This window comes from Microbispora sp. GKU 823 (assembly GCF_002027145.1).
GTDB lineage: Bacteria > Actinomycetota > Actinomycetes > Streptosporangiales > Streptosporangiaceae > Microbispora > Microbispora siamensis.
Genome location: NZ_MWJN01000024.1, coordinates 1 through 24,949 on the forward strand (window position 1 = coordinate 1; position 24,949 = coordinate 24,949).

General features: G+C 70.7%; 27 protein-coding genes and 1 tRNA gene. 11 read left to right on the forward strand and 17 right to left on the reverse strand.

Annotation, left to right across the window (positions count from 1 at the left end):
• From B1L11_RS50840 to B1L11_RS15105, 3 genes are all read right to left on the reverse strand, one after another.
• Positions 1 to 970 (reverse strand): chaplin family protein (locus B1L11_RS50840; RefSeq protein WP_079315067.1); only part of this gene is annotated, 970 nt, incomplete at its 3' end.
• A 203-nt stretch (positions 971 to 1,173) separates the two neighbouring features.
• The gene (locus tag B1L11_RS15100; protein WP_079315068.1) at positions 1,174 to 1,800 is read right to left on the reverse strand and encodes a hypothetical protein; all 627 of its coding nucleotides are present in this window, start codon (positions 1,798 to 1,800) and stop codon (positions 1,174 to 1,176) included.
• Between the two features lie 110 nt (positions 1,801 to 1,910).
• Complete coding sequence (locus B1L11_RS15105; protein ID WP_079315069.1) at positions 1,911 to 3,206, reverse strand: M20/M25/M40 family metallo-hydrolase; 1,296 nt, start codon at positions 3,204 to 3,206, stop codon at positions 1,911 to 1,913.
• Positions 3,207 to 3,403: 197 nt separating this feature from the next.
• Here B1L11_RS15105 and B1L11_RS15110 point away from each other — a divergent pair.
• A tRNA-Leu gene (locus B1L11_RS15110) sits at positions 3,404 to 3,489 on the forward strand.
• Positions 3,490 to 3,899: 410 nt separating this feature from the next.
• Here B1L11_RS15110 and B1L11_RS48300 read toward each other — a convergent pair.
• From B1L11_RS48300 to B1L11_RS46835, 3 genes are all read right to left on the reverse strand, one after another.
• Entirely contained in the window at positions 3,900 to 4,277 is a 378-nt protein-coding gene (locus B1L11_RS48300; protein ID WP_218671136.1) for a zinc ribbon domain-containing protein, read from the reverse strand.
• A complete protein-coding gene (locus tag B1L11_RS48305) occupies positions 4,274 to 5,056 on the reverse strand; it encodes a recombinase family protein (RefSeq protein ID WP_218671137.1) in 783 nt (260 codons plus the stop codon). The genes B1L11_RS48300 and B1L11_RS48305 overlap by 4 nt, the downstream gene beginning before the upstream one ends.
• A 67-nt stretch (positions 5,057 to 5,123) precedes the next feature.
• On the reverse strand, positions 5,124 to 5,276 hold the full coding sequence (locus B1L11_RS46835; protein ID WP_179155157.1) for a hypothetical protein: 153 nt from the start codon (positions 5,274 to 5,276) through the stop codon (positions 5,124 to 5,126).
• Between B1L11_RS46835 and B1L11_RS15120 the strand changes: the two genes are divergently transcribed.
• Positions 5,208 to 6,056 carry a LysE family translocator gene (locus B1L11_RS15120; protein WP_256862554.1) on the forward strand — a complete coding sequence of 283 codons (849 nt, stop codon included), beginning with the start codon at positions 5,208 to 5,210 and terminating at the stop codon, positions 6,054 to 6,056. The genes B1L11_RS46835 and B1L11_RS15120 overlap by 69 nt on opposite strands.
• Positions 6,057 to 6,118: 62 nt before the next feature.
• On the opposite strand, the gene B1L11_RS15125 is transcribed toward B1L11_RS15120, so the two are convergent.
• Genes B1L11_RS15125 through B1L11_RS15135 form a run of 3 tightly spaced genes read right to left on the reverse strand, consistent with a single transcriptional unit; the run spans position 6,119 to position 9,478 of the window.
• Positions 6,119 to 6,940 carry a cyclase family protein gene (locus B1L11_RS15125; protein ID WP_079315071.1) on the reverse strand — a complete coding sequence of 274 codons (822 nt, stop codon included), beginning with the start codon at positions 6,938 to 6,940 and terminating at the stop codon, positions 6,119 to 6,121.
• Positions 6,941 to 6,956: 16 nt separating this feature from the next.
• Positions 6,957 to 8,243 (reverse strand): MFS transporter, encoded by a 1,287-nt coding sequence (locus tag B1L11_RS15130; protein ID WP_079315072.1) that lies wholly within the window; start codon positions 8,241 to 8,243, stop codon positions 6,957 to 6,959.
• Positions 8,240 to 9,478 carry a M20 family metallopeptidase gene (locus B1L11_RS15135; protein WP_218671138.1) on the reverse strand — a complete coding sequence of 413 codons (1,239 nt, stop codon included), beginning with the start codon at positions 9,476 to 9,478 and terminating at the stop codon, positions 8,240 to 8,242. The genes B1L11_RS15130 and B1L11_RS15135 overlap by 4 nt, the downstream gene beginning before the upstream one ends.
• Before the next feature lie 134 nt (positions 9,479 to 9,612).
• Here B1L11_RS15135 and B1L11_RS15140 point away from each other — a divergent pair, with 134 nt between their 5' ends.
• Entirely contained in the window at positions 9,613 to 10,641 is a 1,029-nt protein-coding gene (locus tag B1L11_RS15140; RefSeq protein ID WP_079315074.1) for an Lrp/AsnC family transcriptional regulator, read from the forward strand.
• 18 nt (positions 10,642 to 10,659) lie between these two features.
• Here the strand turns inward: B1L11_RS15140 and B1L11_RS15145 are convergent, their stop codons facing one another.
• On the reverse strand, positions 10,660 to 10,848 hold the full coding sequence (locus B1L11_RS15145; protein WP_079315075.1) for a hypothetical protein: 189 nt from the start codon (positions 10,846 to 10,848) through the stop codon (positions 10,660 to 10,662).
• A gap of 28 nt (positions 10,849 to 10,876) precedes the next feature.
• Here B1L11_RS15145 and B1L11_RS15150 point away from each other — a divergent pair, with 28 nt between their 5' ends.
• Complete coding sequence (locus B1L11_RS15150) at positions 10,877 to 11,275, forward strand: hypothetical protein (protein WP_143737286.1); 399 nt, start codon at positions 10,877 to 10,879, stop codon at positions 11,273 to 11,275.
• Between the two features lie 47 nt (positions 11,276 to 11,322).
• Here the strand turns inward: B1L11_RS15150 and B1L11_RS15155 are convergent, their stop codons facing one another.
• On the reverse strand, positions 11,323 to 12,303 hold the full coding sequence (locus B1L11_RS15155; protein WP_079315077.1) for an MBL fold metallo-hydrolase: 981 nt from the start codon (positions 12,301 to 12,303) through the stop codon (positions 11,323 to 11,325).
• 10 nt (positions 12,304 to 12,313) lie between these two features.
• On the reverse strand, positions 12,314 to 13,600 hold the full coding sequence (locus tag B1L11_RS15160; RefSeq protein WP_256862555.1) for an MFS transporter: 1,287 nt from the start codon (positions 13,598 to 13,600) through the stop codon (positions 12,314 to 12,316).
• A gap of 177 nt (positions 13,601 to 13,777) precedes the next feature.
• Between B1L11_RS15160 and B1L11_RS15165 the strand changes: the two genes are divergently transcribed.
• From B1L11_RS15165 to B1L11_RS15175, 3 genes are all read left to right on the forward strand, one after another.
• Positions 13,778 to 14,113 (forward strand): hypothetical protein, encoded by a 336-nt coding sequence (locus B1L11_RS15165; RefSeq protein WP_079315079.1) that lies wholly within the window; start codon positions 13,778 to 13,780, stop codon positions 14,111 to 14,113.
• The gene (locus tag B1L11_RS15170) at positions 14,100 to 15,554 is read left to right on the forward strand and encodes an amidase (RefSeq protein ID WP_079315080.1); all 1,455 of its coding nucleotides are present in this window, start codon (positions 14,100 to 14,102) and stop codon (positions 15,552 to 15,554) included. The genes B1L11_RS15165 and B1L11_RS15170 overlap by 14 nt, the downstream gene beginning before the upstream one ends.
• Before the next feature lie 352 nt (positions 15,555 to 15,906).
• Positions 15,907 to 16,410 carry a TetR/AcrR family transcriptional regulator gene (locus B1L11_RS15175; RefSeq protein ID WP_256862556.1) on the forward strand — a complete coding sequence of 168 codons (504 nt, stop codon included), beginning with the start codon at positions 15,907 to 15,909 and terminating at the stop codon, positions 16,408 to 16,410.
• 135 nt (positions 16,411 to 16,545) lie between these two features.
• Here the strand turns inward: B1L11_RS15175 and B1L11_RS45235 are convergent, their stop codons facing one another.
• Positions 16,546 to 17,070 carry a hypothetical protein gene (locus tag B1L11_RS45235; RefSeq protein WP_143737287.1) on the reverse strand — a complete coding sequence of 175 codons (525 nt, stop codon included), beginning with the start codon at positions 17,068 to 17,070 and terminating at the stop codon, positions 16,546 to 16,548.
• Between the two features lie 421 nt (positions 17,071 to 17,491).
• On the opposite strand from B1L11_RS45235, the gene B1L11_RS46840 reads away from it, so the two are divergent.
• Positions 17,492 to 17,662 (forward strand): hypothetical protein, encoded by a 171-nt coding sequence (locus B1L11_RS46840; protein ID WP_179155159.1) that lies wholly within the window; start codon positions 17,492 to 17,494, stop codon positions 17,660 to 17,662.
• A gap of 160 nt (positions 17,663 to 17,822) precedes the next feature.
• Positions 17,823 to 17,948, forward strand: a complete 126-nt coding sequence (locus tag B1L11_RS50845) for a hypothetical protein (RefSeq protein ID WP_256862557.1) — start codon at positions 17,823 to 17,825, stop codon at positions 17,946 to 17,948.
• 59 nt (positions 17,949 to 18,007) lie between these two features.
• Here the strand turns inward: B1L11_RS50845 and B1L11_RS15180 are convergent, their stop codons facing one another.
• Entirely contained in the window at positions 18,008 to 18,697 is a 690-nt protein-coding gene (locus tag B1L11_RS15180; RefSeq protein WP_143737288.1) for a hypothetical protein, read from the reverse strand.
• Positions 18,698 to 19,290: 593 nt separating this feature from the next.
• Positions 19,291 to 19,983 (reverse strand): aspartate/glutamate racemase family protein, encoded by a 693-nt coding sequence (locus B1L11_RS15185; RefSeq protein WP_204051735.1) that lies wholly within the window; start codon positions 19,981 to 19,983, stop codon positions 19,291 to 19,293.
• Between the two features lie 234 nt (positions 19,984 to 20,217).
• On the opposite strand from B1L11_RS15185, the gene B1L11_RS15190 reads away from it, so the two are divergent.
• On the forward strand, positions 20,218 to 21,228 hold the full coding sequence (locus B1L11_RS15190) for an Lrp/AsnC family transcriptional regulator (protein WP_143737289.1): 1,011 nt from the start codon (positions 20,218 to 20,220) through the stop codon (positions 21,226 to 21,228).
• Between the two features lie 4 nt (positions 21,229 to 21,232).
• Here B1L11_RS15190 and B1L11_RS15195 read toward each other — a convergent pair whose 3' ends face one another.
• Positions 21,233 to 22,456: an amidase gene (locus B1L11_RS15195; protein ID WP_079315085.1), complete on the reverse strand. Its 1,224-nt coding sequence runs from the start codon at positions 22,454 to 22,456 to the stop codon at positions 21,233 to 21,235.
• A gap of 140 nt (positions 22,457 to 22,596) precedes the next feature.
• Positions 22,597 to 23,472 (reverse strand): LysR family transcriptional regulator, encoded by an 876-nt coding sequence (locus B1L11_RS15200; RefSeq protein ID WP_079315086.1) that lies wholly within the window; start codon positions 23,470 to 23,472, stop codon positions 22,597 to 22,599.
• 113 nt (positions 23,473 to 23,585) lie between these two features.
• On the opposite strand from B1L11_RS15200, the gene B1L11_RS15205 reads away from it, so the two are divergent.
• On the forward strand, positions 23,586 to 24,947 hold the full coding sequence (locus B1L11_RS15205; RefSeq protein ID WP_256862558.1) for an amidohydrolase: 1,362 nt from the start codon (positions 23,586 to 23,588) through the stop codon (positions 24,945 to 24,947).
• The last annotated feature ends 2 nt before the right edge of the window (positions 24,948 to 24,949 follow it).

Genomic DNA, 24,949 nt, shown 5'->3' on the forward strand with positions numbered 1-24,949 from the left:
CCGTGACCTGGCGTGGAGCCGCCGTGGCAGCTGCCGGAACCGTTGCCGCACACGTCGCCGGCGTGGTGATCGGCGCGACCACCTGGGTGCCGCTGCCGGCCGAGTAACGGCCGTCGGTGTCGTGACCGGTCGAGCCGGGACGGTGCCAGTGACCGCCTCCGTGGTGGCCCCCGTGACCCCCGTGACCGCCGTGACCGCCGTGACCCCCGTGGCCGCCGTGACCCCCGTGGCCGCCGGAGCCGCCCACGGACGAACCGCCGCGGCAGCCCGAGAACGCCTCGCCGAGGACCGCGACGGAGTTGCCGCAGACGTTGATGGGCGCCGTGATCGGCGCGACCACCTGGTTGCCGCCCAGGATCGAGCCATGGCCGCTGGTGCGGTTGCCACCGGCGCGGACGCCGTCACGACCGCCGCCGACGAAGGCGCCGCCACGGCACCCCGCCGTGGCGTCGCCGAAGACGGCGATCGAGTTGCCGCACAGGTTGATCGGCGCGGTGATCGGCGCGACCACCTGGTTGCCGCCCCCGATGCTGTGCACCCCGCTGGTGCGGTTGCCGCCCGCGTTCCCGCGCCGTCCCGAGCCCTTGACCGCCGCGCCGCCCCGGCAGCCCGCGTCGGACCGGCCGATGACGGACACCGCGTTGCCGCAGGCGTTGATCGGGGCGTTGATCGGCGCCACCACCTGGTTGCCGCCGAGGATGCTGCCCGCGCCGGAGGTCCTGTTCTGCCCGGCGCCCACGCCCGCGCCCTGCGCGGTCGCGCCGCCCAGGGAGGAGGCCCGGGAGTCGCCGACGACCGCCACCGCGTTGCCGCTGATGTCGATCGGCAGGGTCACCGGGATGTCGACCTGGTTGCCGCCGAGCACCGAGTGACTGCCGTCGGTGTCGGCGAAAGCCGTACCGCTGCCAAGGGCCATGACGCCGGCGGCCAGAAACGCCGCGGAGGCCGAGCCCTTCGCCCACGTTCGCATGATGAATGCTCCTAGTGGTTCTTCTAGGGGGTTACCTGACAGCTCGCGACGCGTGTCCAGACCGCATGAGCACAGCGGAGCGGTGGACGTCACGAGGATGGGAGATTCCGCGTCACCCGCGGGAGCCTGCCGCTCGGGCACCACGAGCGAGGGCAGGCGTCGGCACCGGTCGCCGTACGACGGGGACCGGCACGAAGGCGGGATCAGTCAGGAGAGAAAGACGGGTCGTCCGCCGCTGTGCGGACCACCGGGGGAACAACCGCCGCCAGTGGGGCGGGCAGCTTGGTGAAGCGCGGTTCGAACACATCCCGCGCGACATCCCCGAACAGGATGTTTCCACCGCTCGACTGCGGGACCAGGCCCTGGTCTGCGGGCGCGTGGTCCGCGGTGGAGGGCGGAGGGAGCAGAGGCTTCGACTGGCTGGTGAGCCCGTCGACCGTGCGTCCCGCCATCGCCTCGGCGTTCACCGAGACGTCGTCCGCCGCCGTGGGGAAACCGTCGGTGCTCTTCCCGTGGGACTCGACCGCGCCCGGAGAGGGCGGCAGACCGAGGTCCGGACCTGAGAAACGATCGGGAAGAACCGACCCGGCGACGTCATGTGAGGGTGCGGTCCCGGCCACGGACGTCGCCGTGCCGAAGACACCGAAGATCACGCCGAGCAGCCATCCGGCGGCGATCAGCCCGCCGATGACCAGCAGGCGGCCCAGACGGGAGCCGGCCGCGAACCGCGCCATCCGGCTCCGCTCCGCAGAGCCGGGAGACGTGACGCGCACGCCGGGAACGGCGGCGGGCGAACTCGCCCTCCGCTGCTCCTGCGACGTGCGCGTCACGCGACCTCCCCAAACCGCTGAGTCAACAGTCCGCTGGGTCCACCCGGTGCGGATCCAACCCCCAACGGAGAGTTACTGTAGCGGCACGGCACGTGATCGCAAGGGCTTTCTCAGCAGTATTCGAGGAAACGGTCAAGGACCCGGACGCCAAACCGGAGCGAATCAACCGGAACGCGCTCGTCGACGCCATGGAACATCCCGGAGAAGTCCAAGTCTTCGGGAAGCCGGAGGGGCGCGAAGCCGTACCCGCTGATGCCGAGCCGGCTGAAGGCCTTGAGGTCGGTGCCGCCGCTGAGCGTGTACGGAACGGCCCGGGAGCCCGGGTCCTCCTCCTGCAGCGCGTCGGCCATCGCCTTGACCAGCGGGCCCTTGAAGGGGGTCTCGACCGCCACGTCGTGGTAGACGAACTCCCGGGTGACGTTCGGCCCCAGCAACTCGTCCACGGTCTGGAAGAACTCGTCCTCGTACCCCGGCAGGAACCTGCCGTCCACGTGCGCGGTCGCGATCTGGGGGATGACGTTCGCCTTGTAACCGGCCTGGAGCATGGTCGGGTTGGTCGTGTTGCGGAGAGTGGCGCCGATCATCCGGGCGAGCGGCCCGAGGGTGGCAACCGCCGCCTCCGCGTCCTCCGCCTTGACCTCCGTGCCGAAGACCTCCTCGAAGAACGCCTGCACGGTGGGCGTGAGCCGCACCGGCCACTTGTGGCGGCCGAGCCGGCCGACCGCCTCGGCGAGTTCGGTCACGGCGTTGTCGTCGTTGAGCATCGAGCCGTGCCCGGCCCTGCCCTTGGCGGTCAGGCGCATCCAGGCGATGCCCTTCTCCGCCGCCTCGATCAGGTACAGCCGGCCCTTCTCGGTGGTCACGCTGAAGCCGCCGACCTCGCCGATGGCCTCGGTGCAGCCCTCGAAGACCTCCGGATGCCGCCCGGCCAGCCACTGGGCGCCGTAGTGGCCCCCGGCCTCCTCGTCCGCGGTGAAGACCAGGACGACGTCCCTGGGCGGCCTGCGCCCCTCGCTCAGCCGCCGCCGCACGACGGCGAGGATCATCGCGTCCATGTCCTTCATGTCGACCGCCCCACGGCCCCAGACGCAGCCGTCGGCGATCTCGCCGCTCAGCGGATGGTGGGTCCAGTCCGCGGCGTCGAACGGCACCACGTCCAGATGACCATGGAGGACCAGGGCGTCCCTGCTCGGGTCGGTACCCTCGACCCGGGCGACCACGTTCGCCCGTCCGCGGTCGGACTCGAGGATCCTCGGCTCCAGGCCGACCTCCGACAGCTTTCCGGCCACGTACTCCGCGGCCTCGCGTTCCCCGGGCCCCGCGTTGTCCCCAGCGTTGACCGAGTCGATGCGGATCAGGTCGCGGCACAGCTCGGCGACCTCGTCCTCCCCGTAGCGTGGGGTCATTACGCCTCCTCCTGCCGGGCGGGCCCGTCAGTGGCCCCGCCCTCTACGTCGTACGGCTCGCGCCTCCATCCTGCCGCCGTACAGGCGTGACGTTCACCCCCGGGCTGCCGCGAGCCGATTCTCGGTATGAAGCACGGCCGAGAGAGTGCTAACCTGTATCAGCCGACGCGGGATGACGATCCCGCGTGAGGCACCACGTCCGGGTGGCGGAATAGGCAGACGCGCTAGCTTGAGGTGCTAGTGCCCAGTGATGGGCATGGGGGTTCAAGTCCCCCCTCGGACACAAAGCTTTTGCACATGTGGAGGCCAGGGATCACCTGGGCCTCCACAAGTTGTTTCTGGGGTCGGTACGTCAATCTGAGCCCTATCTGTGGGTAGATGTCGGCCTTGTCGACCGGATCGGCTTCTTGGAGAACCTTCACAAGGTCCCCGAGTGCTGTCACCACCGCATCGATCTCCTCCTTGCTCATGCGGCGTCGCCCACTCGCCTGGCGCAGCTGTGCCTGTGCGGCGACGCGCTGCGTCTGGGTCTCGGCAATCCATTGGGTGACCAGCACCGGGTCGGCTCCCGCTTCGAGCGCCGCTCGGTGCTGAGCAAGCTTGCGGTCACATTCGGCGATCTTCATTCGAGCCGTCTCGCTCACACTGTCGGGGGCGTCCTGGCCGTGGTCGGCGAGTGTCTGAATTGTCTGCTCACGCCGCTTGGGTGCGAACGCCAGTGTCAGCCAGGCATCGAGGTGATCGAGCCACGTCGGCCTCGCGTAGGTAGACGACCTTGGGGTGATCGACGTCGTTGGCCAGGGCGTACTCGGCCGGGTACCGGCAGCGGTAGTAGGCCTGGTCGTTGTTCCAGTTGCCCTGCATGCGGCGGTCGCAGTAGCCACAGAACAGTACGCCACGCAGGGCGTAGGGTCGGCGGGTCGGGTGGGGCCTATGGGCGGTGGGACCGCGTCCCCGGCTGGCGAGGATCGCCTGGGCCTGTTCGAAGTCCTCGGGGTTCACCAGCGGTTCGTGGGTGAGCCGGTCCGACCAGACCCATTGGTCGCGCGAGTTCCATCGCTGCTTGGTCATGTGACCGAGCGCGACATCCTGCACGTCGATGAGCACCTCGTCCTTGCGCTGCGCTGTTTGTTCCACACCTGACGGCCCGTGTAGCGCGGGTTGGTCAGGATCACGCGGATGGCACTCTTGGACCAGGCCATCGTGTTGCGATGGCGGTTCCTACCGGGATCGTAGGCGGACGGCGAGGGGATGCCTTCTCGGGTGAGGTCTTCCGCGATGGCGTAGATCCCCTTTCCGTTGATGAACTCGGCGAAGATCCTGGCCACGACCGCGCTGGTGTAGGGGTCGGGTTCGAGCCCGTGGAGCCGCTTGCCATCGAACGCCTTGGTCGGGTTGGGGTGCGGGCCGAGATCCTTGAGGCGATAGCCGTACGGCGGCCGACCTCCGAGGAAGCGCCCTTCCACCTGTGCGAGGGCGGTCATGGACGACCTCACTCGGATCTTGATCCGGTTCCGCTCCCCTTTGCTGATGCCGCCGAACATGGACATGATCAGTTCGTGGGCCTCGTTCGCGGGGTCGATCGGACCGCCCACCTCTGGCACCCACAGCGGCACGCGGTAGTGCTCGAACAGCGGGAAGGTCAGCCCGAACTGGTTGCCGTAGAACGCGCGTTGCGGCTCTCCGACGACGACCGCGTCGAAACCGCGGTCGGGATTGGCCAGGTCCGTCAGCAGCAGACTCGCCTGTGGCCTGCGAGCAGGCGGAATGGACCTCGATTTGTCCACATCGAAGTACTCGACCACGATCGTCCCGCCTCGCGGTTCGACCAGTGCCCTCGCCCGGCTCATCTGCCATGCGCCAGCGAGAGGTGACAGTCTCGCAGCCCGCACCGTCAGCTCCGGCGATGAGCATGTGCTACTTCCAGCGCCAGTCAGCCTGAGGTCCAACCGGCGACACCTTGGGCTTACACAGGCACTGCACCCCAAGCCTGCCGCCGTTGTGCATCAGAGTCACGGCCTGCGCGACGACGTTGCCGTTCGCCTGCTTGACTTGATAGATCTTCTCCACGGAGGCCAGGGTGGAGTACCTTTGGCCGTTGAAGGTCGGCGCGCCCTCCCTGGAGCGAGCCAGCCCCTCGGCCTGAACAACGCTGTACGCCATGGCATCCCGCGCGCCATGGCCGGCGTCGGAGGCCGTCTGACCGCCTTCATCCTTCTCGTGGGCCTGGTCGTGGCAGGGCTCGGCGCAGCCCTGGCGGCCTCGATCGCCGCGCTGACTGTGACCAAATGGGTCGGCGTGGCCTATCTCGCCTGGCTCGGTCTCCCTAGCCTGCGCAGTGCGCGGCGAGCGCGCTCCGGCGGCGCCTCCGCTGCGACTCCCGTCGTCCGCAAGGGGCTGTGGCCGCTCGTCGTCAACGAATTCGCCGTCGGGATCAGCAATCCGCAGGCCCTGCTGCTGTTCGCCGCACTGCTCCCGCAGTTCGCCGACGAGACGGCGGACGGGTTCGGCCTGCAGATCACCCTGCTTAGCGCGGCGTACGTGCTCATCGAGTTCATCCTCAGTCTGGCCTATCTCGCGGTCGGCTGCCTCATCGGCGCAACCGCCTTCTCCGCGCGCGCTGCGCCGCGTCGACGCCGCCAGCGGCATCTGCTTCCTCACCCTTGCCGGCCTGCTCGCGCTGGACGAGGCCGTCCCGGGCCCATGAACGCGACTGCGGGACCACATCACCTGCCCTCGCAAGTCCGATGGGTGGATGTGACACATACCGGACAGCGAATGAACTGTTGTGTGAGCGATGGAACGGCGGATCCTCTCTCAGGCACCTGGCACGCGCCGCACCTGCCCTGAGCGGAGGCGAATGATGACGAAGGAGGCTGCGCACCTCACGGACATCACGCAGTGACGCGGTCTCACGAGGCATCCCCGTCCGTCCCGCCGTCCAACACGGCGAGGGGGCGGACGGGAGCGCCCGTCGCGCCGACGACGGGGAGCGGGGCACATACGAACAGGAACTCCGTGGCCCCGCTCGCGCCGAGCTCCTCCAGGTTCATCACCTCGATGAGGTTGATGCCTCGCTCCGCCAGCAGGATGCGGTGCACGGGCAGCATCGAGTGGCCGGTCTCCGCCTCGATGCGCTCCAGGGCGATGGTGTCACCGCCGACGGCGCGTACGCCGCGCTCGGCGAGCCAGTTCGCGCCCTCGGGGACCAGTCCTGGCACCCCGGTGCCGGTCCCGACGTACGCGCAGGGGTCGTGCCACAGTTGCGGCCAGCCGGTACGGATCAGCGCGACGTCTCCTGGACGCGGCTCCACTCCGGTCGCCACCAGGTCCGCCTCGGTGACGGCCTCTGCGGGGGCGAGCCGGGCGACCCGCCGCAGGCGCGGGATGTCGAAGAGCACTCCCCGGCACACCATGGGAGGAACCTGGTCGATCCCGTGGACGCGGTACCGCCCGCCGGTCACGGCGGTCGCCGCCTCGATCCCGCCATACATGAGGCCGTCGGCGGCGACGTGGCACAGGGCGTCCATGTGCGTGCCGACGTGTCCGCCGAGCACGATCAGCTCGGCCGAGCCGGTGATACCGTCGGGGCGCGGCGGCCCGTCGCCGTGGCGCTGGGTCAGCGCGAGATGAAAACCCGGGTGGGTCGGTGAGCACGGCATGCCCGCCTGCAAGGGTTGCGCCAGGTCGATGACGGTCGGTTCGCCCTTAGCGAGGACCTCCAGCAGTTGCATGTGATCTCCCGTGGCCTCAGCTCAGGTCCTTGGCCCGCGTCTCCGGCAGCGTGACGACCGCCACGCTGGAGGCGACGAGCATGAGCACGACGTAGGCGGTGAACACCGATCTGCCGACATGCTCGCCAACCCATGTTTGCAGATAGGGTGCGGTGCCGCCGAAGAGGGCGACCGCGACGGAGTACGGCACCGCGAGCCCGAGCGTGCGGATCCTGGTCGGAAACATCTCGGCGTACACGGCGGGCAGGATCGAGACGCCCGCGCCGATGAAGACCATGGCACCGGCCATGGCGAGGCCGAGCTGCCACGCGCTGTCGCGGACGAACGCCTGCAAGGGGAACAGCAGCGCGGCGGTGCCCACAGTGGAGACGAGGAGCACCGGTTTGCGGCCGACGCGGTCGGACCACCGGCCCCACAAGGGCATCACGGCCATGAACAGCACGCTGGCGCACACGCTCGCCAGCAAGGCCGCGCTGGAGGGGATGCCAAGCGAACTGATCGCGTAGGCGGGGGCGGAGATGACCCAGGCGTAATACACCACGGTGAACCCGACCGACAGGCCGACCACCTGGAGCGCCTGCTTGCGGTACCGCACGATGTCCCGCCACAGTCGAGGCCGCTCGGCCTGGTCGCGCCGTTGATGGGTGTACGTCTCACTCTCCTCCATCGTGCGGCGCATGTAGAACGCGACCACACCGAGCAGTCCCCCGAGGATGAACGGGATACGCCAGCCGAAATCGCTCATTTGCTGGGGCGTGAGCGTGAGTGACAGCAGGAGCCCCAGCAGCACGCCCACGGTGTTGCCGAAGACGCTGGCGATGTAGATCAGGCTCGACCACTGGCCGCGCCGCTCGGCGGGCGCCGACTCCGACAGGTAGGTCTGCGCCGAGGGCAGCTCGCCCCCGCACGCCAGGCCCTGCGTGACCCGCGCCAACAGCAGGATCAGCGACGCCCATGCGCCGATGGCGGCGTAGGTCGGTGCGATGCCGATCACCAGGCTCCCGGCCGCGATGCCACCCACAGTCAGCGACATGGTGAACCGTCGGCCGGCGCGGTCGGCGAGCCAGCCGAACAGCAGCCCGCCGACCGGCCTGGCGACGAACCCGGCCGCGAACACGGCCAGGCTGGACAGCATCGCCGACAGCTCGTCGCCCTGGTCGAAGAACTGGGTGGCGAAGAACGGCACGAAGATCGCGTAGATGCCCCAGTCGTACCACTCCAGCGCGTGTCCGAGCCCCGTGCCGACGAGCACTCGGTTGCGGGCGGCGGAAGAGGGAGTGGGCCGTGCGGCAAGGTCGGTCATGGCAGGTCCTTGGAAGAAGCGGGAACGCGGTCGAGCCGGTGCCGGGCGAGTTCGGCCAGCAAGGCGGCTCCGTCGGGCACCACGGCGTCGTCGAACACCGCGCGCGGGCTGTGGTTGAACGGTGCCGTCTCCGGGTCGGCCCCGGGAGGCAGGGCGCTGAGCGCCAGGAAGGCTCCCGGCACCTCGGCGAGCACCCGTGAGAAGTCCTCCGACCCGGCGATGGGGTGTTCCATGGCGACGTGCCGCGCGCCGTCGAACGTCTCGGCGATGACGTCACGGGCGAACCCGGTCTCCACCGGGTCGTTGACGGTCGGCGGTCGTTCCGGGATGTACTCCACCTCGGCGCCGACCCCGTGCGCGTCGGCGATGCTGGTCAGCAGCCGGGGCACGAGATCGCGCGCGCGAGCGGCGGCGTCGGCGGAGAAGCTGCGGATCGTCGCCTCGAACCGGGCGGTCTCCGGGATGACGTTGCGCCGGCTGCCTGCCTGCACCACGCCCACGGTCAGCACGACCGGGTCGAAGACGTCGAATCGCCGGGTGACCATCGTTTGCAGGGCCGTGATCATCTCGGCGGCCGCGGCGACGGGGTCGTGCGCCCGGTGCGGTGTCGAGCCGTGGCCGCCCTCACCGCGCACGGTCACCAGCAGTGACGCCGAGGCCGCCAGCATCGTCCCTGGCCGGCTGGCGAAGCTCCCCGCCGGCGCGAACGCCGGGAAGACGTGCAGCGCGTACGCGGCATCGGCACGGGCTCCGGCCGCGTCGAGCACGCCCTCGTCGATCATGGCTCGAGCGCCCTCCCAGCCTTCCTCGCCGGGCTGGAACATGAACACCACGTCGCCCGCGACGCGTTCCCGGTGCGCGCAGAGCAGCCGTGCCGCGCCGACCAGCATCGCGGTGTGCAGGTCGTGCCCGCAGGCATGCATCGCGCCGTCCACCGTCGACGCGTAGGGCAGCCCGGTCGCCTCGTGCACCGGCAAAGCGTCCATGTCACCGCGCAGCAGCACCACACCGCCGTCGGCGCCCGCCTTGTCCGCGCCCGCCTTGTCCGCCTGCCTCGCCCTTCCCGCTCGGCCCCGCAGCACCGCCGTCACCGACGTCGTCCGGCGCCCGGTCGTGATCTCCAGCGGCAGCCCCGCCAGCGCCGCGAGCACCTTCTCCTGCGTCCGCGGCAGATCCAGCCCGACCTCCGGCTGCCGATGCAGCTCACGCCGCAGCCGGACCAAGTCGTCCACCATGTCTCGGGCATCCTCGACCAGCGACAACCCACACCTCCCTCAGTAACTCACCGCACATGAGTGTGCGATCCTGACCGCAGCAAGCCCGAAAATCACATGATTCGTGCATCAGAGGCGAGAAAGGAGGTCGATCCGTGCATTCCGTAGACCTCGACGAGCGCGACCTCGAGCTGCTGCACGGCCTGCAGATCGCGCCCAGGGTCGGCTGGGCCGAGGCGGCCCGCATCCTCGGCACCACCCCGGCGACCCTCGCGGCGCGGTGGCGACGGTTGCGCTCGGCCGGTCTCGCCTGGGTCACAGCGCATCCCGGCGGCGACTACAGCCGGGTCGTGCTCGCCCTGATCGAGGTCGACTGCCTGCCCGGCGCGCGGGCCGAGGTCGTACGCGCACTGTGCCTCGACCCGCGCGCGGTCACCGTCGAGGAATCCACCCGTGGCCGCGATCTGCTGCTCACGGTCATCACCCCCGACCTCGCCGCCCTGGCCACCTTCACCCTCGACGACCTGGACCGGCTGCCCGGCGTCGAACGGCAGCGCACCCACCTCGTCACCGCCGTGCATCGAGACGGCGGTGCCTGGCGGCTGAACGCGCTCAGCCGCCCGCAACAGCAGGCGTTCGCCGCCGCGGCGGCGGCGACGCGACCGATCCCCGGCGTCACCCCGCCGCCGAACGCCGGGCCGCTGATCGAGGCGCTCGCCCACGACGGCCGCCGCACTGCCGCCGACCTGGCCGCGCTCACCGGTCGTAACCCCGCGACCGTACGCCGCCAGCTCGGCCGACTGCTCGCCTCCGGTCTGCTGTCGTTCCGCTGCGAGATCGCTCAGCCGGTCTCCGGCTCCCCAATCAGCTGTACGTGGATGGGCCGGGTCGCCGCCGCCGAGCACGAGCGCACGGTCGCCGCGATCGCCACACTGCCCGAGTTGAAGATGTGCGTGTCCACCACCGGTGACACCAACATCGCGTTCACGGTGTGGGCCCGGTCGGTGTCCGACCTGCTGCGGCTTGAACGCCTCATCGGCGAGAGGCTCCCCTGGCTCCGGCTGCACGAGAGCGGCGTCAACCTGCGCACGCCCAAACGCATGGGCTGGCTGCTGAACGCGGCGGGCCACGCGACCGGCGAGGTGGTGCCTCCCGCCGGCCACTTCAGCCTGGGCGCGGGGTGACGTGATGAAGGTGGTGGCCTACCTGGTGTCCAGGTCGCCCCAGAACACGACGTCATCGATGAGCCGGTCGCTTCCACCGTCGTCGGTTTCCTCTCGCGCGTAGCCCAAGCGGTGAAACTTCGCCCTGTTGTACGAACTGTTCAGATAGAGGGCCAGGTGCTCGCGAACCACGGCGCGGGCTCTGGCCGGGGCGGTCTCGAACAGCACCGCGTGCTCGACGGCCAGGAATGCCTCCGTGTATCCGGCCTATCGTGTCGCCGTCGTGATCACCGCCCTCGTCACGGTGACTCTGGCCCGCGAGCTCTTCCCGATCTCGGTGGGGCAGCTGCTGGCGAACCTGACGATGTTCCAGGCCGTGCTGGCCGTGCTCGGCGATGGCCTCCACCTGCCGGTGCACCATGACCTCGCCGAGCTCGTACCTGGCCATCACTCCTGGAACTCACAGTGCCACAGGTCTTTGCAGATGCGGTCGATGCCGGCGGTAGGAGGTGAAGGGCAGCCCGAGCCCCTCGGCCGCGATCTCCTGGGCGGGCGCGCCGCGCAGGGACGTGACGGACAGGGCGCGGTGGAGCCTGTCCGCCCGCGGAATCGCCTCGCAGAGCCTCGATCGTCAGCTCCGCCGGCATTTCCCTGATCATTTCGAGCGAAGCGGTCGACGGTTGCGACTCGGCGAGGCATCTCTCAGGCGTCGGCACAGTCGTGGTCGCTTCGCTCTCCGCTGCGCGGGAGCGAGCTGCTCTCCGGGACGGGGACGAGCGGGACGGGGACGAGCGGGACGGGGACGAGGCGGTGGACGTCGCCGTACGACTGCACGTGCCCGGCGGTGGGCGGAGGGAAGTGGGTGCCCAGGACCAGGGTGCCGGTGTCGGCCAAGGAGGCGAGCAGTGACCGGCGGGTGGCCTCTGCTCGCGCGGGGTCTATATCCACACAGCTTCCGATCCACGGATAGGGCATCTGGACGGGGTGGTGGACGCAGTCGCCGGTGATCAGCGCCGTCTCCGTACGGCTGCGCACTTCCACCGCCACATGTCCGGGCGTGTGACCGGGCGTGGGCAGCAGGCGCAGGCCCGGAGCGACGTCGACGGCCCGGTCCTGGACGTCGACGAGGTTGAGTAGCCCCGCCTCTCGGATTGGCTGCACCGAGTCGCGGAACATCTGCCGCCGCGGTTCGTCCATGTCGTATCCCGCCCAGAAGTCCCACTCCGTTTGGGTGGCGAGGTAGCGCGCGTTGGGGAAGGTCGGCACCCAGGTGGTGCCGTCAGCGCGGGTGTTCCAGCCGACGTGGTCCGTGTGCAGGTGGGTGAGGATCACCAGGTCCACCGACTCCGGCGGGAAACCGGCGCGGTGGAGCCGGTCCAGGTAGCCGGTGTCCAGGTCGTGCCAGGCGGGGTTCGCTCGTGGCTTGCCGTTGCCGATCCCCGTGTCCACCAGGATCCGCATGCCGTCCACCGTCAGGGCGAAGCTGTGGCTGCTCAGGCGAAGGACCCCCTGGTCGTCGGCGAAGTCGGGGGCCAGCCACGTCTGCCCCTCCACGACCTGCCTGGTGGCCCCGGGAAGAAGCCACGGTCCGGTCTCGGGCGGAAGGATGATCTCGTCGACCCGGTGGACGACGACGTCACCCACGTTCCAGGTCGAAGCCTCCGGATTGTGCGCGCGCCTCATCTGATTCTCCTTACTTGCAGGTGGCGGGAAGTGATTTGCCGGCGACGCGAAGACCGGCCGCGACCGGCGCGGCGCGCGGGGGGGCGCCGGCGTGTTCCTCGGCTGGGACGGACGAGTGCCGCAGCGCCGCGAAGAGCCTGGCCGCCGCGGTCACCGAGAGCAGGACGACGACGGCCGCGTACAAGTGAGCCGCCGTCCGCAGCCCGTAGAGTTCCGTGAGGAGACCGACGCCCACGGCAGGCAGACTCATCGCCACGTAGCTGAGCACGTAGTACGCGGCCAGCGTCGCGCTGCGGCCCGGCTGTGGAACCGGTGCGAGCACCAAGCGCAGCGAGCCCTGTGACACCGCGCCGAAGGCGACCCCGGCCAGTACGGCCGCGGTGAACACCGCGACCAGGCTCGCCAGGTGCATGCCGGCCAGGGACAGGGCCATGGAAAGGGGGGCGGCACAGCAGCCGAGGAGAGTGGCGGTCACCGGGCGCAGCCCGCGCGTGGTCCCCATGGTGACGGCCGCGGACAGGGCCAGGGTGAAGAAGACCATGCCACCCGCCGCCTGCGGAGAGCCGGGAGCCGCCAAGTGGACGAAGGCCGGTCCCAGAGACGAGTAGAAACCGCCCAGCGCCCAGACCGCGGCGACGCCTCCGCCGCAGAGCAGCAGGGCGCGGCGGGTCGCAGGCGGCATGGCGACGCGCGGGCGCAGGGAGCGCCATGCGCCCGGGTGAGGGCGGGCCGTCTCGGGGACGGAAAAGACGGCGATGGCCTGCGTGACGAAAAGGATCATCAGGGAGACGTACACGGTGACGGTGGGGCCGGGCGCGTAGCGCACGAGCAGTGTGGCCGCCAGGACTCCGGTAGCCATGCCGGCAGCCGGGGCGACGCTGTTGGTCAAGGCGGACCGGCCGGGCCGTACCGGGTCGTCGAGATCCACCAGCACGGCACCCGCCGCGCTGGTGGCCCCGCCGGTGGCGGCTCCCTGCAGGGCGCGGGCGGCGATGAGCGCACCCGTACCGTCGGCGGCGGCGAAGGCGGCCATCGAGGCCGCTTCGAGGACCAGCGCGCCCACCAGGACGGGGCGCCGTCCGACATGGTCGGACAGGCCTCCCGTGGTGAGCAGGGCCGCCAAGAGGGCCAGGGCGTACGCACTGAAGACCAACGTCACGGCCAGGGCCGACAGCCCCCAACGCTCCTGGTAGATGGGGTAAAGCGGAGTGGGCGCACTGGAGGCGGCCAGCAGGGTGACCAGGATCGATGCGTACAGGACGAACGGCAGGCGCGTCGCGGTGCGGGTGCGTTGCACTGGTGCGCCCGTAGGAGCGCTGTGCATGAGACTCCTCACTTAAAGCAATTTGTTTGCGTTAAGTGACGGTAGGCCCTATCGTCAGCTAAAGCAAATCCTTTGCTTTAGCGTGTGATGCCGCCGCATGGGACGCGAACAGCTCCCGCGCGGCGCACCCACCCGACAGAGAGGGCGTACATGACCGCCACCGATCTCACCCCGCAGGAGGCCGCCCGCTGGGCCCTGCGGGCAGGACTTCCACTGGGGCACGAACGCCATGCCGAGGTGGCCGCCACGGCCCAGCACATCCACAACATCATCGGCATCCTGCGAGAACTGGACTTCGGGGACGCGCCACCTGCGGCGGTCTACTGCCCCGGCTCCTCCACCCCGCCGGGGACAGGCACGTCACCGGAGACGGGCAACCGATGGGGGACGGGCGACCCGTCCACACCGCGGGACGGGCACGACTGGCTGTACGGATCCCAGGCGAAGGCGACGAGAGGACGGGAGCAGACGGATGCAGCCGTATGAAATGACCATCGCCGGCGCCTCGGCGGAGGTGCGGTCCCGGCGACTCTCACCCGTGGAACTGGTGGACTCGGTGCTCGACCGGATCGAACAGGTGGAACCTCGTCTTCGGGCCTACACCACCGTGACCGCCGACCGCGCACGCCAGGCGGCGCGCCTGGCCGAGCGCGAGGCGGCGGCTGATCGGTTCCGCGGTTCGCTGCACGGCATCCCCATGGGCCTGAAGGACCTGATCGACGTCGCCGGTCTGCCCACTACGGCGAGTTCCCTGGTCAGGGCGGACCACCTGGCGGTTGCCGACAGCGCCGTCGCCTCCCGGCTAGCCGACGCCGGCGCGGTCCTGGTGGGCAAGACCCACACCCACGAGTTCGCCTACGGTCTGATCACGCCGCAGACGAGCAACGCCTTGGACTACGGCCGCATCGCCGGTGGATCGAGCGGAGGCTCGGCCGTGGCTGTCGCCGCCGGCGCCGCGATGTTCGCCCTGGGCACCGACACCGGTGGGTCGATCCGCGTCCCCGCCGCGCTCAACGGCGTCGTCGGACTCAAACCGACCTACGGCCTCGTCCCCCGGCACGGCGTTACCTCGCTGTCCTGGTCCCTAGACCACGTCGGCCCCATCACCCGGACCGTCGAGGATGCGGCGCTGGTGCTGCCGGCCCTCGTGGGACACGACCCGCGCGACCCGGCCAGCCTGCGGGCGCCTGCGACGTCCTACGAGCCGCACGCGGACCCCGACCTGAACGGGCTGCGGGTCGGCGTCCCCCGCAACTACTACTTCGACCGGGTCGACCCCGAGGTCGAGGCGGCCGTACGGCGCGCGATCGAACAACTCCAGAGCCTGGGAGCGGAACCGGTTGAGGTCGAGATCCCCATAACCCGCTACATCCAGGCCACCCATTGGGGCCTGATGGTCCCCGAGGCGGCCTCCTACCACGAGCGAACGCTGCGCTCGGCCGCCGAGCTGTACGGCCCGGACGTCCGCGTGCTCCTGGAAGCCGGCGAGCTGGTCCTCGCCGGCGACTACCTCCGCGCTCAGCGCGCACGGACCCTCATGCGTGAGGCCTGGATGCGCATGTTCGACCAGGTCGACGTGATCGCGGCCCCCACGGTCCCGGCCACCGCGGCTCACGTCGGCCAGGACGCCGTCACCTGGCCGGACGGCGTCACGGAGAGCCTCGCCGACTGCTACGTCCGCCTGTGCGCACCGGCCAACATCGCCGGGGTGCCGGCACTGACCCTACCCGTGGGCAGCGACCAGGGGGGAATGCCGATCGGGATGCAGCTGATAGGCAGGCCGCTGGACGAGACCACTGTGCTACGCGTCGGCCACGCCTACGAGCGAAGCACCACCGCCACACCAGCCTCCCCGGCGGAGGCTCGTCCGGAACCTCCGGCCGGCCTCGCCCCCGCGGCCGGCGACCTCACCCCCACGGCCCGGTGACCACCCCCAGGGTGAGGCGCACACCTATGGGCGGGTCACCTCGCGCCCATAGCCCAGTGAACGAGGGGTGTGGCGTCCCGCCCTGCCAGGACGCCACACCCGTCGGAGCCGGTCCTCCCGGATGCCGCGAGCCACTCCGCGCGTTCTCCCGCGCCATGCACCCTCCTCCCGCGCGCCGCAGCGAGGAGGCACGGCGAAAATCCGGCCCGTCCACACAGCCGGCGCCCCGGCGACCGGTGACACACAACACTAGACGCAATGGCTTTGCTTTAAGGTGTGAGTTATGGGTCGCAAACCGAGCGTACGTCCCGGCGGTCGCAGCGCCCGCGTCCAGGCGGCGGTCCACGCCGCGGTGCGCGAACTCGAGGCGGAAGTGGGACGCCCGGCGCTGACCGTCCCTTTGGTGGCCGCCCGTGCGGGCGTCACCCCGTCGACGATCTACCGCCGCTGGGGCGACCTGCAGGAGCTGCTGTCGGATGTCGCCGTCGAGCGCCTGCGTCCGGAGGCTCCGCCGGAGGACCACGGGCGTCTGTCGGCGGACCTGCAGAACTGGGCCGAGCAGTTCCTGGAGGAGATGGCCTCGCCTCCTGGCCGCGCCTACATCCGTGACGCGCTGCTCGGGGATCCGGACGGTGACAATGCAGGCCAGTGCTCCGCGTACGCGGCGGAACAGATCGGGATCATCCTGGCCCGGGCTGCCGAGCGCGGCGAAAACATCCCGGATGTCGAGACGGTGATCGACCGGGTCGTGGCGCCGATGATGTACCGCATCCTCTTCCGCCCCGGCAACCTCACGGCGGCATACGCACACACGCTGGTACGCGAGACGCTGGACGAAAGCGTTGCATCCCGCTGATCGTCGGGCACGGTCGCCGGATGTGGACGCGGCGCTTCGTTAAAGCGAAATCTCGGCACGTCCGCACAGTGGCGGCACGGGAGGCGTCTTGACCTTCGCACTGCAGATTGACCTCGAGCTGATCCACCACACGGTCTATCTGGCTGGCCCTTGGAAAATGAAGACTGTGTCGGCTTTTACTGCACTTGCATGCCCATAACCGCGGACGACAACAGACTCTCCGTCGTCGATAAGGTAGGGATCTCGGGGAATGATCACCTCGACTGCTACCGCCCCCCGGTCGTCGGCTTGAGTCGTCCTGAGGGTCTCCACTGCGTTGAAGGCGTTAGCGCGCCAGATGATGTCTACTTGTTCGCCAGGTTCGAAGCCTTCAGCTGTGAAGACTGTCTTGGTGCCGCCACGGCCGATGTCAGGTGCCAGCTTTGCAATCGGAGCGGTCTTGCTGGGCTCACTATTAGAAGGGAGGGAGTGAATAACGTTCCTCCCCGGCTCGCCGGATTCCTGCCGGGTACTCGCCGCAGTCGTCGGCGTAGCCTTTTTGTCGGAGTCCGATTCACGTCCAGAGGCCAAAGTCGCTGCAGCTCCGATGACCGCCGCTACCACCGCCCCCGCGACACCAATCCATGCCACCTTGATTGCCGTGTCGCTCGTCTTAGGCATGCCCGCTCCTCCCATCAGCAATGATGATGTCGAAGAGCAGGAAATTCTGCAATGATCTTTTCTTGTTGAGTTTCAGCTGATCCGGCCATCGTTCGAAGTGCATCAGAACGGGGGGCGGCACGGACGAGGTCGCCATTTCGGCCGGGGCTGAGCGTGGCGTGCTGGAGAGCGGTCCAGTGTTCGGCGGGGAGGGCGAAGCCCCGCTCGCCAAGACTGCGAAGCGCGCGTCGCAGGGCGTTGTGAGTGCGGTTGGTCAGCCTGGACCTGCGGCGCGTTGCCCAGCATCGACGAGCCCCACGTCGGAAAACCGTCCGTCCTCATCCCCCTCCTCCCCGCCGCTGGACGGGCTTTGTCGTTCCTGGCCGCATCAGCGGCCCGTGACACTGCTCTGATACTTCAGCTCCCAAAGCCGCTCCCATCCATGATCGCGGCGAGCTTCGCGACCGCCTCCCGCTGCCTGCGCGGCGTCCTGACCCCGTTCACGTCCACCCAGAACGTCGCACTCTCGTGCGGCGGGATCGACCTGGTCGAGGTGGTGCACCGGCATCTGCCGTTCGAGGGTTACCTGTGTATCAAGGAGGTCGCGGCTTGAGGCACATTGTCACCGAGTGGTTCCGCATCCCCACCGTGTGGTCGGGAGCGTGCTGCACAGGGGAAGAGGCCTACAGCGCGCGATCCTGCTGCACGACCATGGAATCCAAGGGCACGTACTCGCAAGCGACCTCGACCCCCGACCTGTTGGCGATCGCCACGTGTGGCGTCACCTCAAGCCCCCTGTGCAGGCCCGGTTGTCCCGCGAGGTGCACGAGGTGCTGTCGGCCGAAGGCGTCTCGGGCTGGGGTGGGGGCGACCTGGTCGCGTTTGTCATGAGGTTCTGAGCAGCCCGCAGAGGCCGGTACGGCTCGCGCCACCCTCCCGGGCGCGAGCCGTACGCTCGTCAGCTCTTCTTGAAGGACCAGACGCCGTCAGCCTTGATCGTGACGAGGATCGTTCCGTCGGGGAGCGGGACTTCACCGTGCCAACTGCCGATCTCGTTGATGAGCAGTTCCCTGCTCGACTCGGTCCAGGCCTCCACGATGAAGTTCTCGCTCCCCGAGTGCCGCGCGTTCACCGTCGTGAGGCCGGAGCTCTGCGGCGAGACGATGGCCACCTCGTCGCCCCGACCCGTGAGCGAGTCGCCAGACCAGACGCGGGCCATCGACAACGGCTTCAACGTGATCGTCCACGCCCCATCGGCCTGGATCTTCAGCGCGGCGGTCTCCTTGCCGTCGTCCTCGTTGAGCAGGACGCTCCCCTTGTAGTTGCCGATCTCGTTGACGATCGCGCCTTGCTCTGCGCCGCCGGAGTCGAGCGGGGAGACGATGAAGTTCGAGCCTCCGCGATGGGTGAGGGTAACCAGCCATACGGCCGACCAGTCGCTCTTGCGCAGCTTGAGGACCTTCGCCCCGGTGCCGCTGTAGGTGCGCGGCTTGGGCTCCGGGCTGGGCGTCGAGGATGGTTCCTCGCTCGCGCTGGTCTCCTCGGCCGACGTGGCGTTGGAGTCGGCCGGCGCGCTCGACTTGCGGGCCTTCGCGACGGGGCTCGTCGTGCTCGACGTATTGGAGGCGAGGGAGCCGATGGTGGCCATGCAACCGAAGAGGAGGACGAACGGCAGCCCGATCACCAGTAGCCAGAAGACGGGCCCCTTGCCCTTCTTCCGGTGAGGGGGTGAGGGTTGCCAGGCGGGCGGCTGCTGAGCAGGCCCGCCGTACGGAGGCTGGTGGGGATGTCCGCCGTATGGGTGCTGGCCGGCGGGTGGTCCGTAGGGACCGTTCGGGGGGCTGGGCTGCTGGTGCATGCCGTTACTCCAGAGGCTCGGGTTGCTCTGTGCGGTAGGGGACGTGCTCTCAACGGGGAGGGTTGGCGGCCGAGATTGGACCGTTGCAAAACCTCGTTGAGCGCCGCCCGGGAGCGCACGGAACGGGGGGAATGTCGGGAACGGGTCGAGTGCGGCCTGCTCGAGGCGTCCTCGACGGGCTGCTCGTCGAGGACGCCTGCCCTGACCCGATCGGCCGCAGGCGGGAAGTCGCCCTCGGCCGCCCAGCCGTAGAGCGGCGTAACACCAGGCGACACAACCACGGGCGTCGCTGCGGCGATTGCCTGGGGACGCTCAGGGGCGCGTCGAGGGCGCGAGTCCGTCGCCGAAGGCCACGCGGTCACGTACGAGCGGCGCGGGCGGCCTCAGCCGAGCGCCAGCTCGGCGACCCGGCGGGCCAGCAGGCGGGCGGGATCGACGACGGGGACGGGGACGCGGGAGCCGTCCAGGGCCAGGACGATCTCGGTGCACGCGGCGACGACCCGCTCGGCGCCGCGGTCCGCGAGGGCGCGGGAGACCTCCTCGAGCGCTCGCCGGTGGGCCGGGCCCGCGGCGCCGCTCTTGACCGCGCCGATGGCCGCCATGACCCGCCGCTGGTCGGGCTCGCCCGGCTCGATCGCCGCGACGCCGCGACGCCGCAGCGCCTCCGCGTACAGGCCCGCGCGCAGGGTGCCGGATGTCGCGAGCACGCCCGCCGCGCGTACGCCGTCGGCGGCGAGGGCGTCGGCGGTGACCTCGATGATGCTCGCCAGTTCCAGCCCGGCCTCGTCCGCGAGGCGGGGGACGAACGCGTGGGCGGTGTTGCACGGCACGGCGAGCACCTGGCACCCGGCCCGTTTCAGGCCCTCGATGCCGCGTCGCAGGTAGGGGGTCGGGTCCTCGCCGTCGCCGACCAGGCTCAGGGAGCGGTCGGGGACGCGGGGGTCGCCCCAGATGACGACGGGTACGTGCCCCTGGTCGCAGGTCGCCGGCGTCTCCTCCACGAGCTTGCCGTAGAAGTCGACCGTGGCCGCCGGTCCCATGCCGCCCAGGACGCCGACCAGACGGGCTCCGCTCACCGGCCGCCTCCGGCCGCGCCGCGGACCCGCCGGGTGCCGCAGAACCGAGTCATCGAGATTCGTCCTCATCCCTCGTGCCGCCCCGAAAGGCCCCTTCGCGCCCGGAAGTCCGGACGGCCGGCCGGGACGGCTGCCCGCACAAGGATCGATCTATAAGGTGATTTCGGCGTACGAACGCAGCAAACAGCCATCGAAGGGGTGATTGTGCAGGATTCCGGCACAGAGTCGCCTCGGTTGCTGTCGGAGGCCGACCTCGAACTGATCGACGCGCTCCAGATCAACCCGCGCGCGAGCTGGGTGGACATCGGGGCGGCGATCGGCGCCGACCCGGTGACGGCCGCGCGCCGCTGGCAGCGGCTGAACGCCTCGGGCGAGGCGTGGACCACCGTCGCCCTCGGGCAGCGCCAGATGCACGCGATGAGCATGGCGTTCCTGGAGATCGACTGCGAGGCGGGAGCCGCGGTCGAGGTGGCCGAGCGGCTCGCCACGGCCGGCCACCTCATCACCGTGCAGCACGTCGCCGGGGGCCACGACCTGTTCGTCATCGCCGTGGCCGCGTCGATGCCGGCGCTGGCGGACTACCTGCTCACGGACCTGCCGCGGGTGCCGGGCGTGGCGAAGGTGCGCACCCACGTCGCGACGCGCGTCTTCGAGGCCTCGTGCCGCTGGCGGCTGCGGGTGCTCCCCCCTCGTGCGGCGGCCGCGCTGGCGCGGCGGCCCGGCCCGCCGGAGTCGACGCGGCGGATGGACGCGCTCGACCGCCTGCTGTTCAAGGCCCTGCTCGCGGACGGCCGGGCCGGTTACTCCGAGCTGGCCCGGACCGTCGGCGCGTCCGAGCGCACGGTGCAGCGCAGGCTGTCGCGGCTGGTCGCGACGGGCGACATCGACTTCCGCTGTGATCTCGCGCGCTCGCAGGCGGGCTGGCACTCCTCGGCGATCCTGTGGCTGCGGATGCCGGACGGCCGGTTGGAGGAGACGGGCCGGGCGCTGCTCGGCTGGCCCGAGACGCGCACCTGCGCGGCGCTCGCGGGCACCCGCAACATGCTCCTCACCGTGGGGCTGCACGGGGTCTCGGACCTGCACCCGCTGGTGGTCCGCCTGGAGGAGCGGTTCCCCTACGTCAGCGTCGCCGACCGGCAGATCGTGCTGCGGCAGACCAAGCTGTACGGCCGGGTCCTCGACCGGCTCGGCCGCTGCACGGCCGTCGTCCCGGTGGACCCGTGGACCCTGCCGCGGCACGCCTGAAGGGTCAGCGAGGCTCGGGGACGCCGCCGCCCCGCGCCTCCCGGCAGAGCCCGGCGCGCAGGACGTCCGCCTCGCGGCGTCCCACCATCTGCAGGTCGCCGACCGCCAGCGCGGGCAGGCCGAGCGCGGACACGACGGCGGTGAGGCGGCCGACCTCGCCGCGTACGGCGGCCTCGTCGCACCCGAAGCGGGGCGCGGGTCCGCCGAGCGTCGGCATGATCAGGAGATCGACCCCGGACATCTCCGCGGAGAACCGGGCCCGGATCGCGGCGAGCTCCTCGACCGCCCGGCGGTACTCCCGGTGGCCGATCCCCGCGGCGCGGTCCAGCTTCCGCCGCACCCCCTCGCTGTAGCTCTCGGCCGCCCTCGGATAGGTGGCCTCGTGCGTACGGCGGGCCTGCGCGCCCACGATCGTCCAGTACGGCGGGAGGATGTCGTACGGCAGCGCGATCTCGCGGACCTCGGCGCCGAGGTCGGCGAACTCCCCGGCCTGCGCGCACCCCTCGGCGACGCCGACGACCAGCCCCGGCAGCGAGTCCGGCGGCTCGACCGACTCGCCGGAGAGCACCCGCCACACGCGGGCGCAGTCGGCGACCGAGGTGGTCATCGGCCCGACGACGTCGAACATGGGGGCGAGCGGCGCCACGCCCTCGGACGGGACGGCGCCGGCTCCGGGGCGCAGGCCGACCACGCCGCAGCAGGCCGCCGGGATCCGTACGGAACCGCCGGTGTCGGTGCCGAGGCCGAACCGGGCGATGCCCGCGGCGAGCGCGGCAGCCGTGCCGCCGCTCGATCCGCCGGGAGACAGGTGGGCGTGGCGCGGGTTGCGCACGTCGCCCCAGTGGGGATTCTCGCTGGTGACACCCCAGGCGAACTCGTGCTGGTTCGCCTTGCCCACCAGCAGTGCCCCCGCGCGTTCCAGCGCCTCGACGCAGGGGGCGGTGGTCAGCGCCTCCTCGCTCCCGTACAGGGCGGAGCCGCGGGTCGTGGGAAGCCCGGCGACGTCGATCATGTCCTTGACGACGAACGTCCAGGCCCACAGCTCCGGCGGGACGTCGGGGGCGGGGCGATCCTGGCCCGCGAGCCGCTCGATGACCGGCTCGGCGCCGGCCTCGATGAGGATGGCGTGCCCGCTGTGCTGGCGGATCGCCTCGGCGGACCGGGCGATCGCCGCCTCGCGTGCCGCGGCCGCCTCGGCGGATCCGATGATCGCCGCCTCGCGTCCCATGGCCGGGGACCTCCTCACACCTGCTCCGGGAGCTGTCCGGTGGGGACGGCGCGGCGGTCCTCGCCGGCCGCGCCCACGATCCGGCAAATGGTGACAGATCCCCCGTTCCGCGTCGAGCCCCCGGGAATGCCGCCGTACGGTCAGACCGCGAGCGCGTCCAGCAGAGACAGCAGGCGGGCGGTCTCCCGCTCAGGGCGGGCGAGGGCGAAGATGCTGCGGCTGGTGTTCAGCCAGGCCACGTCGGCGACCACGACGCCCGGGCCGTGCCCGCGCAGCGCGAGGTCGGGAATGAGCGCGGCCCCCATCCCCGCCTCGATCATCCCCAACGTGATCTTGAAGTCGTCGGAGTAGCCGGCCACCCGGGGGTGCAGGCTCCAGCGGGCGAACACGCCCTCGAAGAAGGAGGCGTCGCTGCTGCCCGGGTGGTGCATGATCCACGGCAGGTCGACGAGCTGCTCGGCCCGGTACGGCGCCAGGTCGCCCCAGCGGGCGGGAAGGACGACCTTGTAGCGGTCCTCGGCGATCCAGCGGCGGCCCAGCGCCGACGGCCACGAGAGGCCGGAGTTCCCCACCTGGTAGACGATCGCCGCGTCCATCTCGCCTCCGGCGCCGAGACGCGGGATGAGCTGGGAGGACTCGCCGACGGTGACTCTGACGCCGGCCCGGTCCCTGTCCTCCATCCGCCCGAGCACGCCGGTCAGCATGTCGGCGAAGCTGGGGAAGATCCCCAGGTGGATCCGCCGCGAGCTGTTGCGGTGCACGGCCTGGACGGTGGCGATCATGCGTTCCATGTCGCCGAGCACGGTCGCCGCGTGCCTTGCCAGCACCTCGGCGGCGCTGGTGGGCAGCACGCTGTGCGCGGACCGCTCGAACAGCCGCACGCCGATCTGCCGTTCGAGCGCGGCCATCTGCTGGGAGACGGCCGACGAGGTGTACCCCAGCCGGTTGGCCGCGGCGGCGAAGGAGCCGAGCTGAACCACCTCGCGCAGAGTGCGGAGGTGTTCCGGCTTGAGCATCAGCGTTCCTTGCTCTCAGGGCTGCTAAATGTCGTGTTTATAGCGCTTCCGCCTTTTTTTCGCCACTCCTACAGTGATGGACCACCGTTCTCCGAACCCCTTTTGAGAGTCACATGAGCATCCGCGTGTACCGCAACGCCGCCATCCACACGGGAGCCGGCGGCACGCCACCCGCCCAGGCCATGGCCGTGGACGGCGAGACGCTGCTCGCCGTCGGCACGGAGGCGGAGGTGCGCGAGGCCGCGGGCCCGGGAGCGGAGCTGATCGACCTGGACGGCGCCGCGGTGCTCCCCGGCCTCTACGACGCGCACATCCACACCGCGCAGTACGCCCAGAGCCTCGGCGCGGTGGACCTGCGCGACGTGCGGTCCCTGGACGAGGCCCTCGCCGCGGTGGCCGCGCACGCGGCGCGGCTGCGGCCGGGCGCCTGGCTGTTCGGCGGCCGGTGGAACAGCAACACCTGGGATCCACCCGCCCAGCCGGACCGGTACGCCCTCGACTCGGTCTGCCCGGACCTGCCGGTCGCGCTGCCCAGCGTGGACGGCCACACCGTGTGGGCCAACTCGGCCGCGCTGCGCCTGGCCGGCATCGACGCGGGCACGCCGGACCCCGTGGGCGGCGAGATCGTCAGGGACGCGAGCGGGGAGCCCACCGGCATCCTGCGCGAGGCGGCGTCCTACCCGCTGCGCGACCTCATGGTCTCCCCCGACCTGCGCGACCTGCTCCGCGCGGCGCAGGAGGAGCTGCTCGCGCTCGGCCTGACCAGCGTGCACGACATCGACGGCGAGGACTGCCGGGCCGCCTACCTGGAGCTGCGCGACGCGGGCGAGCTGAAGCTGCGCGTCCACAAGGCGATCCCGATGGTCCACCTGGAGGCGGCGATCGCCGAGGGCCGCCGCACCGGGCAGGGCGACGACTGGTTCCGTACCGGCCCGGTGAAGATCTTCAGTGACGGGGCGCTGGGCTCGCACACCTGCCACATGAGCGAGTCCTTCGCCGGCGAGCACGGCAACACCGGCATCGCGGTCACGCCGTACGAGGAGCTGGTCGCGCTGTTCTCCCGGGCGGCGGGGGCCGGCATCGCCGTGGCGACGCACGCGATCGGCGACCGGGCCAACCACCTGGTCATCAACGCGTACGAGGCGGTCGGCCCCACGCCGGGGCTGCGGCACCGCATCGAGCACGCCCAGCACCTGCGGCCCGGCGACCTGGCGCGCATGGCGCGGCTGGGCATCGTCGCCTCGATGCAGCCCGTGCACTGCACCAGCGACATCGACCTGGTGGACCACCTGCTGGCCGGCCACGAGCTGGCCTCCTACGCCTGGCGGGGGATGCTGAACGTCGGCGTGGCGCTGGCCTTCGGCTCCGACGCACCCGTCGAGCACCCCAACCCCTTCGCCGCGCTGTACGCCGCGGTGACCCGCACCCGGACCGACGGCACCCCCGCCGGCGGTGGCAGCCGGAGCAGCGGCTGAGC